Here is a 13745-nt window from a genome sequence, read left to right as displayed (position 1 = left end):
AACGGGAAATAAACCTCACCGCCCCAGCTACGCAATGGATATCCGGGGCGGGATGAACAGAAAAAGGTGATGAATTACCCGCTAGTATCCGCGCCAGCAACGTAGCGAGATACGGCGTTACTGTCTTTCGTTAAATTTTCTGTGAATTGGCCTGCATGGCATCTTCTTCCGCCTGCCGTAAAATGGCTTTGGCAACCCACTGCGTGACATCCTGAATGCTGTCCTCCTCCAGATTCCAGATATCTTTCAGTACCAGAAAAACTTCGGAACCATAAATGAGCGATAAGGCATAAATCACCCGCTGTTGCGCGTCTGGCGGGATTTTTCCTTCCAATGGTTCGGTGGCAATTTTGAGCAGCCGTTTACGATTCCCGCGTGTCAGCGTATCGGTATGAAGACGATTAGAACGGCGGTCTGCCCATTGTTGAAGTGAAAGGTGCAGTGCGGCACGCAGCGCACCTTCATGCTCCAGCATCCTTGGGTAAGCAAAACGCAGCAGTTCGGCAACGCGTTCGCTGGCGTCTGGTTGTGTCGGATGCCAAGCCAGAATCGGACCAAGGCTTTCGCCAACAACGGCTGAAACTAATGCGCTTTGCGTGGGAAAATAACGGTAGGCGGTCGCGCGTGAAAGTTGAGCCGCAGCGGCAATATCGGTAATGGAAGGGAATATGCCTTGATCAAACATATTCATGGCGGTATCAATCAGTAAACGACGGGTTTTCGCCCGTGTTGATGTCAGTTTTTCATCCTGTTCAATCACATAGACCTCATTGAATTTTTCTGGGCGCAAGCTATCAGGCAGCACGGCGTTATCGCCTGAACTATAGCAAATTGAGTGATTCTTGTGCCACGTCAAGCTTTCTTACTGGTAATGTGTTGGCATACATAACATTTTGAGACTTTTGTCTCATTTGGGTATTTAATGATTTGTCTTTATGATACTCAGGTCTCAATATGGCGATAAATTAATCTTTTCTGTTTTTGGTTTCTTATAGTTGTTAACTATATCAATATGTTAATTGTTTCGCTAACGGTGGGAGGGATACCAAATGGGAAGTGAAGTTGGCAGCGTTTATATTGCAAGTACAGCGGATACTAAAGGGAAAGAACAGGCTTATGTCCGCAATCTTATTATCGCGACGGGCTTGAAAACGGTCACTGTCGATCTGTCAACGCATTCACTGACGTTGGATACAACAGATATCAGCGCAGAAACGGTGGCCTCTTACCACCCGGAGGGGGCGTCGGCGGTGTTCAGCCACGACAGAGGGCGGGCGATTAGCGCCATGGCCATCGCATTCGAACACTTCATGCTGTCGCGCGATGATATTGCCGGGGTACTTGGTCTTGGTGGTTCCGGCGGTACGGCGTTGATCACGCCCGCCATGCAGGCTTTACCGATTGGTATGCCCAAGCTGATGGTCTCGACGATGGCCTCCGGCGACATTTCCGGCTACATCGGTGCCAGCGATATCAGCATGATGTATTCCGTTACCGATGTGGCGGGTCTGAACCGTATTTCTCGTCAGGTTCTCGGCAACGCGGCGCACCAGATTGCCGGAGCCGTGAAGTTTCATATTCAGGAACACCATGAAGATAAGCCCGCTATTGGCCTGACCATGTTTGGTGTCACGACACCCTGTATTCAGGAAGCCAGTAAATTGCTGGAAGCGGAATTTGACTGTCTGGTCTTTCACGCGACGGGCAGCGGCGGCAAAGCGATGGAAAAGCTAGTGGACAGCCATTTGCTCACTGGCGTGCTCGACCTCACCACGACTGAAGTGTGCGATTTACTGTTTGATGGCGTGCTGGCCTGTGGGCCGGAACGGTTTGATGCGATAGCTAAGACGCAGGTGCCTTACGTGGCATCCTGCGGTGCGCTGGATATGGTTAATTTTGGTTCTCCTGCCAGCGTGCCGGAGAAATACGCACATCGCCTGTTCTACAACCACAACGCGCAGGTCACCCTGATGCGTACCACGATAGACGAGAACATTGCGATGGCGCGCTGGATTGGAGAGAAGCTTAACCGCTGTGAAGGCGAGGTTCGCTTCCTGATCCCAGAAGGTGGCTTTTCCGCACTGGATGCGCCGGATCAGGCATTCTGGCATCCAGAAGCGCGTGACGCGTTTATCAGTACACTGGAGAGCGTCGTCCAGCAAACGGCAAGACGACAGATTATTCGTCTGCCTTTCCATATCAACGATCCTTTATTTGCCCACGCGGCTGTCGATGCGTTTCGGGCGTTATTGAAATAAGAAGAGAGAAGCATGATGTCAGGCATAAATCGTCAGGAACTGCTGGCAAAATTCCGCGCAATGATCGCCCGCCGTGAACCGATTATTGGTGGCGGTGCGGGAACGGGGCTTTCTGCAAAATGTGAAGAAGCGGGCGGTATCGATCTGATCGTGATCTACAACTCAGGACGCTATCGTATGGCGGGGAGAGGTTCGCTGGCTGGCCTGTTGGCTTACGGCAACGCGAATGAGATCGTCGTGGACATGGCTAAAGAGGTACTGCCGGTTGTGAAGCATACGCCGGTACTGGCGGGGGTGAACGGTACCGATCCTTTCTGTCAGTTTGATAAGTTTCTGGATGACCTGAAAGCGCTGGGTTTCTCTGGCGTACAGAATTTCCCAACCGTGGGTCTGATTGACGGTAATTTCCGCGCCAATTTGGAAGAAACGGGTATGGGATATGCGCTGGAAGTGGACATGATTCGTCTGGCACATGAAAAAGACATGCTGACCACGCCTTATGTGTTCAGTGCGGAAGATGCGGTCGCAATGACGAAAGCGGGCGCGGACATTATTGTGCCACACATGGGATTAACGACCGGCGGCAACATTGGGGCAGAAACTGCGCTTAATCTGGCAGATTGTGTTCCATTGATTAACCACTGGGCGGATGCGGCGAAGGCCGTGCGTAAGGATGTGATTGTGCTGTGTCACGGCGGACCGATTTCAACGCCGCAGGACGCACAGTTCATTATGGATCACTGCCCGCAGTGCGATGGTTTTTACGGTGCCAGCTCCATGGAGCGGTTGCCGACAGAAACAGCGTTAACAGCGACTACACAGCAATTCAAAAAAATTAAACGTTAACAGACTTTTTTGGCTCTATACCTAAGCTGACGTCCTAACGCAGGAAGAAAAACGGGTAAATTTTGCGCCAATATCAGGGAATACGGTCAGCTTATGCTGGCCGTAGTTTTTTGTGTATTAAGAAGAGGTACTAAATAGCGTTTTAGGTCGCATTGGTAAGAAAGCCATTGTTATAAATACTGTTTTTCACAGTGCAGAAACTTCGGAGAAATAGATATGACATGGCGTATCACGATAGGATTGCTCACAAACTTACTACTCAGTTTTGCTGTTATGGCGGATGCCGGTATTGGATTTCAACAAATAACGTTGGCCGATGGGGACAATAACCGGCCGTTGGACGTCGCCGTCTTTTATCCGGCTTCGTCATCACAACAGATAACGACAGTGGGGGGAAATGTTGTTTTTCCCGGTATCGCCGTGAGCCAAAATGCTGCGCCTGAAGCTGGTGAACATCCTTTGATTGTGGTTTCACACGGTTACGGTGGGAACTGGCTTAATCAGCTTTGGCTGGTACAGGCGTTGGTTACACAAGGCTATATTGTCGCGGCTCCTAATCATCCAGGAACCACTACTAAAGATATGCGGATGGAGAACGCTCAGAAGCTGTGGCAACGGCCTAATGACATCAGCCGTGTCATTACGGCATTACTCGCTACGCCAGAGAAAACGGGGCAGGTTGATGCGAAGCGCATTGCGGCTGTGGGGCACTCGTTAGGAGGATGGACGGTGCTTGAGCTTGCTGGTGGGCGTTTCAGCGTAGAACAATTTGAGCGAGATTGTCTGACGCATGTCGGGCTAGCATCCTGCAAAGCCTATGAAAAGATGCAGATCGCAAAAAGTGCCTCATCGCGTGCGCAACTTGATAAGTCACTTGCAGATCCGCGCATCAGCGCGGTGGTCTCGCTGGATATGGGGCTGGCGCGAGGGTTTACCGCAGAGAGTCTGGCGGCGATAAACATTCCCATCCTGATTATGGCGGCGGGGTATCCCAATGACGAGCTGCCCGCTGAGCTGGAATCCCACAATTTGGCGCGGAAGCTGTCACCCGCGCATTCAGCCTATAAGGAAATTGCTGACGCAACGCACTTTAGCTTTATGCAGCTTTGTAAGCCGGGTGCCGTTGAGATCATCAATGCTGAGAACCCAGGAGACGGCATGATTTGTCTCGACGGCGGTGAACGTTCGCGTGAGCAGATTCATCAGGAAGTGGCAAAGGATATCAGCGATTTTCTTCAGGCGGCGTGGCGGAAACGGTAGCCTGTTCCCGAAGTGGGTACTGACTACGCCAGACGCTAGGGCTCATGCCCGTTAGCCGCAAAAACTCTCGGTTGAAGTTTGATTTAGTCTGAAACCCGCTCTCCAGCATGATATCCGTGATGCGCGCATCCGTTTGGCTGAGAAGGCGCTTAGCCTCCTCGATTCGGTATTCGTTAATTACCTGCGAGAAATTACGGCCGTGAACGCGGTTGATGGTTTCGGACAGGCGTCTGAGTGGGATTCCCATGCGTCTGCTCAGGCGCTGAAGCGTCATCCCCGGATCGGTATACAACGCATGAGTGCGAATGAAATCATCTAACGTTTTCGCCAACTGGTGTTCATCATCGGTAGCGGGTGGCGCTTCCGGCTTCTGATTATCGGTAACGATAAGCTCAGCTTGCGGGCGTGCAGAATGCGTGACGATAAGCATTGCCAGGATCGCCAGCATGACAATGTGGAATACGGCAATGATGGTTACCGCGTGACTACCGTTGTTAAAGGCGATATCCAGTGCAATCACCAGATCGATAGCGCCGGAGATAAGGACATACAATCCTGCTATAAACGGTGCGCTCTTCCACATGGAGGCGGTCGTTTGATGGCGAGCGGTGTAAACCAGCGAGACTCCATAACCGAGGTAAACACTTACCAGCGTTATATCGATAAGCGGAATAGTCGTTCTACTTTGGATTACGCCTGCACCAAGGGTGAATAAAGGCGGTAGCAAATGGAGGAAGAACGCTTGTCGTCTACGGGGTAAGGTGTCAGGTTCGTGCTTGCTGTAGGGGAAAAGGCAAAGCCATAGCAGCGACGGAATTGATGCGGCAATCGCAGGCTGGATGAACGTAGGGAAAGCGACATTACTGCCCCAGCGTAACGCCACCAATGTCAGGGCAATACAGCTCACACCGATGAATATCACCTCTGCTTTGGTATTGCGTCTTTTAGTTTCTTTATTCTGAATCTTAAGAAACTGGATGCGAAAAAACAAAATAACCAGCAGAAATGCGGTAATAAACGGTAAGGGAATCGTGGTCATATTGTTCGTCTGGTGATGCCGCGCTGCCGGAGTAAAACCGGTAGCGCGGCGTTCTGTGGCTTATGTGAATTAACGGCGATAATTTTTCTGTGCCGTGTTCACTTTGTACAGGTAACGACGTGATTCACCAGACGGGTGCTTCGTCGTCAGCGTTTGGTAGACATCGCTCGGTGACATGTTGTTGATAATGCCAACGGCGCGATCCCGATCGCTGGAGAAGACGCGCAACACGCTGCCTGCGCCACCGTTATAAGCAGTGATGACGGCGTAGCGTTTCGACGTTGGGTTTTCAATACCGGCCAGATAGCTGTTCTTCAGAATTGACAGATAGGCCGTACCAGCATCGATATTTTGTTCTGGATCGAACAGGTAGCTACGGCTTGGCTGACCCCATTTTCCTTTCATCTTGAAGACATCACGGCCTGCGCTGTGCTGCACGACCTGCATCAGACCCAACGCATCGGAACGGCTGACGGCGTAAGGGTTGAAGCTGGATTCTGTCTGCATAATCGCCAGAATCAGCGACTCTTCAATGCCGTAACGCTCAGAAGCTTTACGCACCAGCGGCAGGTATTTGTGTGCACGCTTGTCCAAATGGTTAGGGACGAGCTGGATCGTGACCGACCAGATAACATGCAGGCCGGAGGTGCGTTTTTGCAGACGGTTTTGGATCAGGTAATCCGCGAAGCTGGCGGCACGGCCTTCCCAGCGGATCGCTTGTCCGGTGTTATCCAGTACCTGCCCGTACAGCAGCGGTTCGCGGCTGATTTGAATATCGTTAGCGTCGGAATACAGATCGGTGTTACTGGCGTCATCACCCATCAACAGAGTAGTGATAATCGCCTGACGCAGGCTGGCGACGGAGTTGGTCGCCGAAAGAGTTTCTATAGTGATCGAACCGGCATCAAAGTTGATGTGGCTACGCGTCTGATATTGATCGGTGTATTTTACGTAGTCTTTCGGACCGGCGATCAGAACTTCATTAATCCCCCAGATATTTTCGATGTTGTTGGCAAATTGCCCCATCAAAATATCGAAGGCGTTGGTATCCTTGAGAAACTCTTCGTTGTCGGTATTCCCTTTGTTTCCCGAACAGGAAACCAGCAGTGGTGCAATCACTAGCAGAGCTAACATTTTCTTCATATAACAAGCCGTGTCGGAATAGGGACGCAAGCGGGCTCGAAAGCCCGCAATCTCAATGGCTCGGAGGCGTATAGCCTTCGATGTGAACGTCCTTCCCTTCAAACAGGAACTTGATCATTTCCTGTTCCAGTAGCTTACGGTCGTCAACATTCATCATGCTGAGTTTTTTCTCGTTGATCAGCATGGTTTGCTTGGTTTGCCACTGCGCCCAGGCTTCTTTAGAAATTTCGTTATAGATGCGCTTACCCAGATCGCCGGGATAGAGCTGGAAATCCTGCCCTTCAGCGTCGCGTTGTAAAACGGTACAAAAAATCGTTCTGCTCATGCTTCTTCCTCATCAATTGCGCAGGCATTTAAAAGCGTTGACTGTGGGTGAGCCAACTCCCTCAGCAGACGTTCTACCGGGGCGGCGAGTCCGACAGACGGCGGCTGCGCTAAGTTATACCAGAGACCCGCACCTTCATCCATGCAGGACCTGTTTTGTGAGCGATCGGTCTGCGATACGTTCAACCAGAGCGGAACGATATCCAGATGAAAATGGCTAAATGTGTGGCGGAACGCGACAAGCTGTTGCAATCCATCAGGATTCAGACCACGTTGTTGCATCCAGAGTTCCAATTCCTGACGTTCGCTAAACTGTGGGAAGCAAAATAACCCGCCCCATAGACCCACGCCAGGGCGCTGTTGCAGCCAAACCTGTGAGCCTTGTTGCATCAGCAGGAACCAGCCGGTTTTCTCCGGCAGCGTCTGCTTCGGTTTCTTGCCGGGGTATTGTGCCCAGCTGTGGTTGGCGTAGGCGACGCAGCCAGTACTTAATGGACACAGCTCGCACTTGGGGCGGCTGCGGGTACAAACCATCGCGCCGAGATCCATCATCGCCTGATTAAACTGGCTCACGCCTTCGGCGGGGGTGACATCCTCGCTTCGTGCCCACAGCTTCTTTTCAACCTCTTTCTTGCCCGGCCAGCCGTCAACGGCGTAGCAGCGTGCCAGCACGCGCTTCACGTTGCCATCAAGAATGGGATAATGCTGACCGAGAGAGAGTGACAAAACTGCGCCTGCGGTAGAGCGCCCAACGCCCGGTAACGCGGCGACTTCGTCAAAGGTAGTCGGGAATTTGCCGCCGTGGCGTGAAACGATGGTCTGTGCTGCTTTATGTAGATTACGCGCACGGGCGTAGTAGCCCAGCCCAGTCCATAAGTGGAGCACTTCATCCAGCGGCGCTGCCGCTAGTGCGTTGATGTTGGGAAAGCGTTCCATAAAGCGTTGGAAATAGGGGATAACCGTGGTGACCTGCGTTTGTTGCAACATCACTTCGGATAGCCATACTTTATAAGGAGTTTTCTCAAGCTGCCATGGCAGGGTTTTGCGGCCATAGCGTTGATACCAGTCCAGCACCTGATGTGCGAACTGTTGCGCTTGCATCATAAAATGGGATCACTATCCGACAGGTAAAAGTTTGATAGCGATTCCAGCACAGAGTGAATGTGCTGTAAACCGGAACTTTCCGAGGCTGTGGGCTTGCTAAACCACGGTATCCTTGCATAATGCGCGTTTCCTTAATGAAATCGGACAGCAAGTAAGCACTCTTTATGATTAACAACGTCATTTCACCGGAGTTTGATGAGAACGGACGCCCGATGCGTCGTATTCGTAGTTTTGTCCGCCGACAGGGGCGTTTGACCAACGGGCAACAGCTGGCGCTGGATAACTACTGGCCGGTGATGGGCGTGGAATATCAGACCGAGCAGGTAGATTTTAACGCGCTATTTGGGCGCGATGCACCCGTGGTGCTGGAGATCGGTTTTGGGATGGGCGCATCGCTGGTAACGATGGCGGCACAGCATCCCGAGCAGAATTTCCTCGGTATCGAAGTTCACCTGCCGGGCGTAGGGGCCTGTCTCGCTGCCGCACAGGATGCGGAAATCAGCAACCTGCGCGTGATGTGTCACGATGCGCTTGAGGTTCTGGTGAAGATGATCCCTGATGGTTCACTGTCCATGGTTCAACTCTTCTTCCCAGACCCGTGGCACAAAGCTCGCCATAATAAACGTCGTATCGTGCAGGTGCCGTTCGTCGAACTGGTGCAGAGTAAGCTGAAAGTTGGCGGAGTGTTCCATATGGCAACAGATTGGGAACCTTATGCGCAACACATGCTCGAAGTGATGACGTCTGTCGCCGGGTACCGTAATCTTTCCGATAATAATGAGTACGTTGTGCGGCCGGAGTCCCGTCCGCTGACGAAATTTGAAGCACGCGGCCAGCGTTTAGGGCATGGCGTGTGGGATCTGATGTTTGAGAGGATAAAATAAAATGGCACAAGCTCGTAGCCGTCGTTTGCGTAAAAAACTGCACATTGATGAGTTTCAGGAATTAGGTTTTTCGGTCAGCTTTCGCTTTCCAGAAGGCACTGATGTGGAAGATATCGATAAGCTGATGGATAAGTTCGTCGACGATGTCATTGAACCAAAAGGGCTGGCATTCGAAGGCAGCGGTTATTTGCTCTGGGAAGGCCTGATCTGTCTGCAAAAAATTGGTCACTGCACCGAAGAGCATCGCCAATTGGTTAGCCGCTGGTTGGAAGAGCAGAAACTGACGGACGTGAAAGTCAGCAATCTGTTCGATATCTGGTGGGATCTGCCGGAACACCTGCTGTAATCCTTGGTCTTATCAAGGAATGCCTGAGCTGATTCTGGCTCAGGCGTTATCCGCCTCATCAAAGGGCACATTGCCGCTTTCTCGCCACTGCCGTTGTTTTCTTCAGGAGAAAATATGTCGCGTAAAATGACCTTGGGTTTATTGATGTTGTTGTCCTGGCAAGCGCAGGCGGCTTACCAGTGCAACGTGAATCCGCAGGACGACATTATTATCAGTCCGCAGCACGTACAGGTCGTGGGTGCTAGCGGCAATTTACAGCTTTCTCCGCAGGGCGATATTGTGCGTAATGGTACGCCGTTGACCCTGAACGCCGAACAGCGCCAGAAATCCAAAGCCTATCAGGCAGATTTACGCCAGCAACTGCCGTGGATCGACCAGGGGGCGCAGCAGCATCTTGAAAAAGCACGCGTCGCGCTGGATAAAGTGATCGTGCAGGAGCTTGGCAGCGACAGCAATGTGCGCAATCGTCTGACTACGCTGGATAAACAGCTTAAACAGCAGATGAACCGTATTATCGAACACCGCAGCGATGGCCTGACGTTCCACCATCAGGCGATTAAGCAGGTTGAGCAAGATGGCAAGCAGATCGTGCAGCAAAGCATGGGTGGCGTCTTGCAGGACAGCCTGAACGAAATGGGTGTAAAACAGATGTCCAGCGGCGGCAACCCGCTACAGGCGATGATGGGCAACCTCGGTGGTTTGCAGAAAGCGATTCAGGCCGAGTGGAATAATCAGGAGCTGGAGTTCCAACGCTTCGGCAATGACGTATGCGGCCGCGTCACGTCATTGGAAAACCAGCGCAAGAGCCTATTGCAGTCGCTGAAGTAAGCGCGCAGTAGGTCTAGGTAATTGCAGTGTTTCTACAAACATGAAAAAAACCGGGCGATGCCCGGTTCAGACCGTTGGCAAACCGATTTGCCGAATGAAAACGGGAGTAACGGAATAGAAGAGTAAAGCGTTTGCGCCATGGATGGCGCAATCCGAGCTTACAGGGACGTACTTGCAGCGTCTTTACGATCTATCCGTTACCCCCGCTCTTCAGGCTTTGTCAATAACCTCAACCGGGCGATGCCCGGTTTTTTTGCGTTTATGGTGCAGGAAACGTGAAGCGCCGGTGGATAGCTTCCAGCTCATCTAAGATCTCACCGTCCAGCGTCAGGTTCTGGCTGTCGAGGTTGATTTGTAACTGTTCCAGCGTGGTTGCGCCCAGTAGCGTACTGGCGACGAACGGCTGCTGGCGCACAAACGCCAATGCCATTTGCGCCGGATTCAGACCGTGCTTTTGTGCCAGTGCCACGTACTCGGCAACCGCTGCCTGAGCCTGTGGGCCAGTATAGCGGGTGAAGCGGCTAAATAACGTGTTACGGGCATCAGCGGGTTTCGCGCCATTCAGGTATTTACCGGTCAGCGTCCCGAACGCCAATGATGAATAGGCGAGAAGTTCCACCCCTTCATGCTGGCTGATTTCCGCTAAGCCGACTTCAAAACTGCGGTTCAGCAGGCTGTAGGGGTTCTGAATCGATACAATACGCGGCAGATCGTGTTTTTCCGCCAGATGCAGATAACGCATCACGCCCCACGGCGTTTCGTTGGAGACGCCGATGTAGCGAATTTTACCGGCACGCACCTGCTCACTCAGCGCTTCCAACGTTTCTAGCAGCGTCACTACCGACTTGTCGTCGGTATATTGCGGTTTATCATCAGTATATTGATAGTTCAGCTTGCCAAAGCAGTTGGTCTGGCGTTGTGGCCAATGCAACTGGTAGAGATCGATATAGTCAGTGTTCAGGCGTTGCAGGCTGGCATCCAGCGCTGCGCGGATGTTTTTCCTGTCTAATGCCTGTTGCGGGCGAATGCTATGATCGTTTCCGCGCACAGGGCCGGAGACTTTGCTCGCCACAATCAACTTTTCGCGTCCGCCACGGGATTTCAGCCAGGAGCCGATATAGCTTTCGGTTAATCCCTGTGTCTCTGGGCGAGGAGGAACGGCGTACATTTCTGCTGTGTCAATCAGGTTAACACCTGCGGCAATGGCGTGATCTAACTGGGCATGAGCGTCTGCTTCGCTGTTCTGTTCGCCAAAGGTCATCGTACCAAGACCCAGCACGCTCACTTCTAAAGAACTATGGGGAATACGGTGATATTGCATTGCCAGCTTCCTTATGTCTGAAAATAGCAGGCGCATTTCCCGTCATTTCCGCATGATTTGCTGCGATTCCAATGAGTTTGGGGAGACACACCTGAATTCGACTATAAACGAAGCTGTGGTGAGTGGGGAAGTTTCTTCTGTTATCCCTTTCGGATTATTCTTGATAGGACTGCCCGATGCGAGAAACTCGTTTCGGGCTGGCTGCGATCTTAGCGCTGTACGATCTGGGAGACTTGGTCACTGTTGATTTGTTTCTGGTTACCTTGCTCATCGGTATAACTAAGTAAACCCGTATCTTTATCTAACACGGGTTTCCCCTGTGTCAGGAGCATTTGTCCCTCTTTTGTCGCCATTACGTAGTTACTGGAACAGCCCACAAGGGTGAATAATAACGCCAGTGTTACCGCCATTTTCATCTGAATTTTCATCAATTAACCCGTTAATAAGTGCCAAAACTTAAGGTGAGTCTAGCAAATGGTTGTGGGAGATAACGTAGGAATAATGGAAAAAATTCGGTTGGAGGGAATTAATTTTGTGTAATCAGGCGGCGGGGTGCCGCCTGATGATGACATCTTTATCGCGAAAGCGCGTTATACGGCGATTAGTGCGCCGTTTTCTCTTTCTTACTGCGTAACAGGTTCAGTGCCTCGACGGACATCGAGAAGAACATGGCGAAATAGATATAGCCTTTCGGTACGTGAACGTCGAAGCTTTCCAAAATCAGAGTGAACCCGACAAGGATTAGGAACGACAAAGCCAGCATTTTGACGGACGGATGGCGTTCGACAAACTCGCCGATAGGACGTGCAGAGAACATCATCACGAGAACGGCGATAACGACGGCTGCCATCATAATAAATAGATGGTCAGACAAGCCGACAGCGGTAATAACCGAATCCAGACTGAAGATAATATCTAACAGCATGATCTGCACGATCGCGCCAAAGAAAGAGTACGTCTTGGAAGTATGATCTTCTGAACCGCCTTCGACAGTTTCGTGAATTTCCATGCTGGACTTCCAGATCAGGAAGAGTCCTCCGAAGAACAGGATCAGGTCACGTGTGGAGATTTCATTGCCTGCTACGGTAAACAGTGGGTCGGTCAGACGCATGACCCAGGCAATGGACGCGAGCAGCCCCAAACGCATTAACATTGCACCCATCAGACCGATGCGGCGTGCTTTGTTTTGCTGGGCTTTAGGCAGTTTGGCGACAACCAGGGACAGGAAGATAATGTTATCGATCCCAAGAACGATTTCCAGAATAGTTAGCGTTCCCAATGCTAACCATGCGTTCGGATCAACAATCCAATCAAACATTATATCAATACACCTTAAACGAAACGTAAACGATATTATACTCTGCCAGCTCGGTGCATAGGCAAGTGAAAGTGTGATGTCGTGAAAAGATACTCGTCATACTTCGAGTTGCATGTGCGTTGGCATCCCTTTTTGCTCTGGGTCGGCGTCAGGCGTTTCCCTGAGTCGTGTTCCTTTGTCACATGATATGCGGCATATGGCATATCGTGGGGTCTATAAGGCTAGTGTACGATGAAGCGCCATGCTGATGAAGTAGGGTGCTAATAGAATATAGTGCTAATTAAATTCAGTTGCTGAGCTGCATAAAGTGGCGGGCCAGTAGCGGCGCGGTAAAGGTTTTTTTCAGGTAGAACCCGCGCGGTAAGGTCAGAATTGGTTGACCAAACTCGCCAATGGCCTCTGTTAATGCTCGACTATTTGCCGCTTTGGGGCGTAACTGTAGTACTTCACCATGGCGGGCGGTGATGCTTTCTACCCGGCCAAGCACAATCAGGTCCATCAACTCTTCCCAGTCACAGCGCAGTTGTTCCTCTTCTTCTTCATTGGGGCTCCAGATCAGCGGCGTGCCAATACGGCGTTCTCCCAGCGGGATGTGACGCGAACCTTCCACTGGAATCCACAGTACCCGTGCGAGCTTGTGTCGTACGTGGCTGATTTCCCACGTTACGCCGCTATTGCCTGTTAACGGTGCGACGCAGACGAAGGTGGTTTCAAGCGGTTTACCTTGTTCATCAATAGGGATGGTTTTTAGCTCAACGCCAATCTCAGGGAAATCCTGCTCGGGTTTGCTGCCTGCACTCGCGCCCAGAAAGCGCTCCAGCAAGACGCCAATCCAGCCTTTGTCGCGTTTCAGGTTGGCAGGAAGAGGCAGACGAGCGATGCCCGCTAATTCCGCAAGATTATAACCCGCGAGGGATTGAGCACGCTCCAGCAAAGCTTGCTCATTTCGCGGCGCAGTCGTGTGAACTGTAGGTGAATTCATAGCGTGTAGCTCGATGTTTTTCCGCTCAAAAAAAATACAACAGATAGAGAATGCCAATGCACAGTCTGCAAGACTGTGGAGAGAAACAATAA

15 protein-coding genes are annotated in these 13745 nt (G+C 51.4%); 6 read left to right on the top strand and 9 right to left on the bottom strand.

The window, feature by feature from the left end:
- Positions 1 to 130 precede the first annotated feature (130 nt).
- Positions 131 to 760 carry a TetR/AcrR family transcriptional regulator gene (locus tag KP22_RS08245; protein WP_039302790.1) on the bottom strand — a complete coding sequence of 210 codons (630 nt, stop codon included), beginning with the start codon at positions 758 to 760 and terminating at the stop codon, positions 131 to 133.
- 289 nt (positions 761 to 1049) lie between these two features.
- On the opposite strand from KP22_RS08245, the gene KP22_RS08240 reads away from it, so the two are divergent.
- From KP22_RS08240 to KP22_RS08230, 3 genes are all read left to right on the top strand, one after another.
- On the top strand, positions 1050 to 2258 hold the full coding sequence (locus KP22_RS08240) for a Tm-1-like ATP-binding domain-containing protein (RefSeq protein WP_039301220.1): 1209 nt from the start codon (positions 1050 to 1052) through the stop codon (positions 2256 to 2258).
- A 12-nt stretch (positions 2259 to 2270) separates the two neighbouring features.
- The gene (locus KP22_RS08235) at positions 2271 to 3104 is read left to right on the top strand and encodes a phosphoenolpyruvate hydrolase family protein (RefSeq protein ID WP_156107269.1); all 834 of its coding nucleotides are present in this window, start codon (positions 2271 to 2273) and stop codon (positions 3102 to 3104) included.
- A gap of 216 nt (positions 3105 to 3320) precedes the next feature.
- Positions 3321 to 4364, top strand: coding sequence for an alpha/beta hydrolase family protein (locus KP22_RS08230; RefSeq protein WP_039323661.1), 1044 nt, complete (start codon positions 3321 to 3323; stop codon positions 4362 to 4364).
- Here the strand turns inward: KP22_RS08230 and KP22_RS08225 are convergent.
- The 4 genes from KP22_RS08225 to mutY all read right to left on the bottom strand — a co-directional run bounded on the left by KP22_RS08225 (position 4327) and on the right by mutY (position 7974).
- Positions 4327 to 5403, bottom strand: a complete 1077-nt coding sequence (locus tag KP22_RS08225) for a helix-turn-helix domain-containing protein (protein ID WP_039301225.1) — start codon at positions 5401 to 5403, stop codon at positions 4327 to 4329. The genes KP22_RS08230 and KP22_RS08225 overlap by 38 nt on opposite strands.
- Before the next feature lie 69 nt (positions 5404 to 5472).
- Positions 5473 to 6546, bottom strand: a complete 1074-nt coding sequence (mltC, locus tag KP22_RS08220) for a membrane-bound lytic murein transglycosylase MltC (protein WP_039323659.1) — start codon at positions 6544 to 6546, stop codon at positions 5473 to 5475.
- A gap of 52 nt (positions 6547 to 6598) precedes the next feature.
- Positions 6599 to 6871: an oxidative damage protection protein gene (locus KP22_RS08215; RefSeq protein ID WP_011092575.1), complete on the bottom strand. Its 273-nt coding sequence runs from the start codon at positions 6869 to 6871 to the stop codon at positions 6599 to 6601.
- Positions 6868 to 7974, bottom strand: coding sequence for an A/G-specific adenine glycosylase (mutY, locus tag KP22_RS08210; protein WP_039301231.1), 1107 nt, complete (start codon positions 7972 to 7974; stop codon positions 6868 to 6870). Before mutY ends, KP22_RS08215 begins: the two co-directional genes overlap by 4 nt.
- Positions 7975 to 8138: 164 nt before the next feature.
- Between mutY and trmB the strand changes: the two genes are divergently transcribed.
- From trmB to KP22_RS08195, 3 genes are all read left to right on the top strand, one after another.
- Positions 8139 to 8858: a tRNA (guanosine(46)-N7)-methyltransferase TrmB gene (gene trmB, locus KP22_RS08205; protein WP_039323655.1), complete on the top strand. Its 720-nt coding sequence runs from the start codon at positions 8139 to 8141 to the stop codon at positions 8856 to 8858.
- 1 nt (position 8859) lies between these two features.
- Positions 8860 to 9204, top strand: a complete 345-nt coding sequence (locus KP22_RS08200; RefSeq protein ID WP_039301239.1) for a YggL family protein — start codon at positions 8860 to 8862, stop codon at positions 9202 to 9204.
- A 114-nt stretch (positions 9205 to 9318) separates the two neighbouring features.
- Complete coding sequence (locus KP22_RS08195; protein WP_039323651.1) at positions 9319 to 10032, top strand: YggN family protein; 714 nt, start codon at positions 9319 to 9321, stop codon at positions 10030 to 10032.
- Between the two features lie 259 nt (positions 10033 to 10291).
- Here the strand turns inward: KP22_RS08195 and KP22_RS08190 are convergent, their stop codons facing one another.
- The 4 genes from KP22_RS08190 to mutH form a co-directional block, all read right to left on the bottom strand.
- Complete coding sequence (locus KP22_RS08190; protein WP_039301243.1) at positions 10292 to 11353, bottom strand: NADP(H)-dependent aldo-keto reductase; 1062 nt, start codon at positions 11351 to 11353, stop codon at positions 10292 to 10294.
- A gap of 209 nt (positions 11354 to 11562) precedes the next feature.
- Entirely contained in the window at positions 11563 to 11781 is a 219-nt protein-coding gene (locus KP22_RS08185) for a YgdI/YgdR family lipoprotein (RefSeq protein ID WP_039301245.1), read from the bottom strand.
- A 173-nt stretch (positions 11782 to 11954) separates the two neighbouring features.
- Positions 11955 to 12671: a TerC family protein gene (locus KP22_RS08180; protein ID WP_039301249.1), complete on the bottom strand. Its 717-nt coding sequence runs from the start codon at positions 12669 to 12671 to the stop codon at positions 11955 to 11957.
- A gap of 286 nt (positions 12672 to 12957) precedes the next feature.
- Positions 12958 to 13653, bottom strand: coding sequence for a DNA mismatch repair endonuclease MutH (gene mutH, locus KP22_RS08175; protein WP_039302796.1), 696 nt, complete (start codon positions 13651 to 13653; stop codon positions 12958 to 12960).
- Positions 13654 to 13745 lie beyond the last annotated feature (92 nt).

The organism is Pectobacterium betavasculorum (assembly GCF_000749845.1).
GTDB lineage: Bacteria > Pseudomonadota > Gammaproteobacteria > Enterobacterales > Enterobacteriaceae > Pectobacterium > Pectobacterium betavasculorum.
This window is presented reverse-complemented; position numbering and strand designations above follow the sequence as displayed.

Excerpts from the sequence above, each read along its gene's own strand:
- mltC (WP_039323659.1), bottom strand. The coding sequence starts at position 6,546 with ATGAAGAAAATGTTAGCTCTGCTAGTGATTGCACCACTGCTGGTTTCC.
- KP22_RS08190 (WP_039301243.1), bottom strand. The coding sequence starts at position 11,353 with ATGCAATATCACCGTATTCCCCATAGTTCTTTAGAAGTGAGCGTGCTG.
- KP22_RS08225 (WP_039301225.1), bottom strand. The coding sequence starts at position 5,403 with ATGACCACGATTCCCTTACCGTTTATTACCGCATTTCTGCTGGTTATT.
- mutH (WP_039302796.1), bottom strand. The coding sequence starts at position 13,653 with ATGAATTCACCTACAGTTCACACGACTGCGCCGCGAAATGAGCAAGCT.
- KP22_RS08180 (WP_039301249.1), bottom strand. The coding sequence starts at position 12,671 with ATGTTTGATTGGATTGTTGATCCGAACGCATGGTTAGCATTGGGAACG.
- KP22_RS08185 (WP_039301245.1), bottom strand. The coding sequence starts at position 11,781 with ATGAAAATTCAGATGAAAATGGCGGTAACACTGGCGTTATTATTCACC.
- KP22_RS08240 (WP_039301220.1), top strand. The coding sequence starts at position 1,050 with ATGGGAAGTGAAGTTGGCAGCGTTTATATTGCAAGTACAGCGGATACT.
- KP22_RS08195 (WP_039323651.1), top strand. The coding sequence starts at position 9,319 with ATGTCGCGTAAAATGACCTTGGGTTTATTGATGTTGTTGTCCTGGCAA.
- KP22_RS08235 (WP_156107269.1), top strand. The coding sequence starts at position 2,271 with ATGATGTCAGGCATAAATCGTCAGGAACTGCTGGCAAAATTCCGCGCA.
- KP22_RS08200 (WP_039301239.1), top strand. The coding sequence starts at position 8,860 with ATGGCACAAGCTCGTAGCCGTCGTTTGCGTAAAAAACTGCACATTGAT.
- KP22_RS08215 (WP_011092575.1), bottom strand. The coding sequence starts at position 6,871 with ATGAGCAGAACGATTTTTTGTACCGTTTTACAACGCGACGCTGAAGGG.
- trmB (WP_039323655.1), top strand. The coding sequence starts at position 8,139 with ATGATTAACAACGTCATTTCACCGGAGTTTGATGAGAACGGACGCCCG.
- mutY (WP_039301231.1), bottom strand. The coding sequence starts at position 7,974 with ATGATGCAAGCGCAACAGTTCGCACATCAGGTGCTGGACTGGTATCAA.
- KP22_RS08230 (WP_039323661.1), top strand. The coding sequence starts at position 3,321 with ATGACATGGCGTATCACGATAGGATTGCTCACAAACTTACTACTCAGT.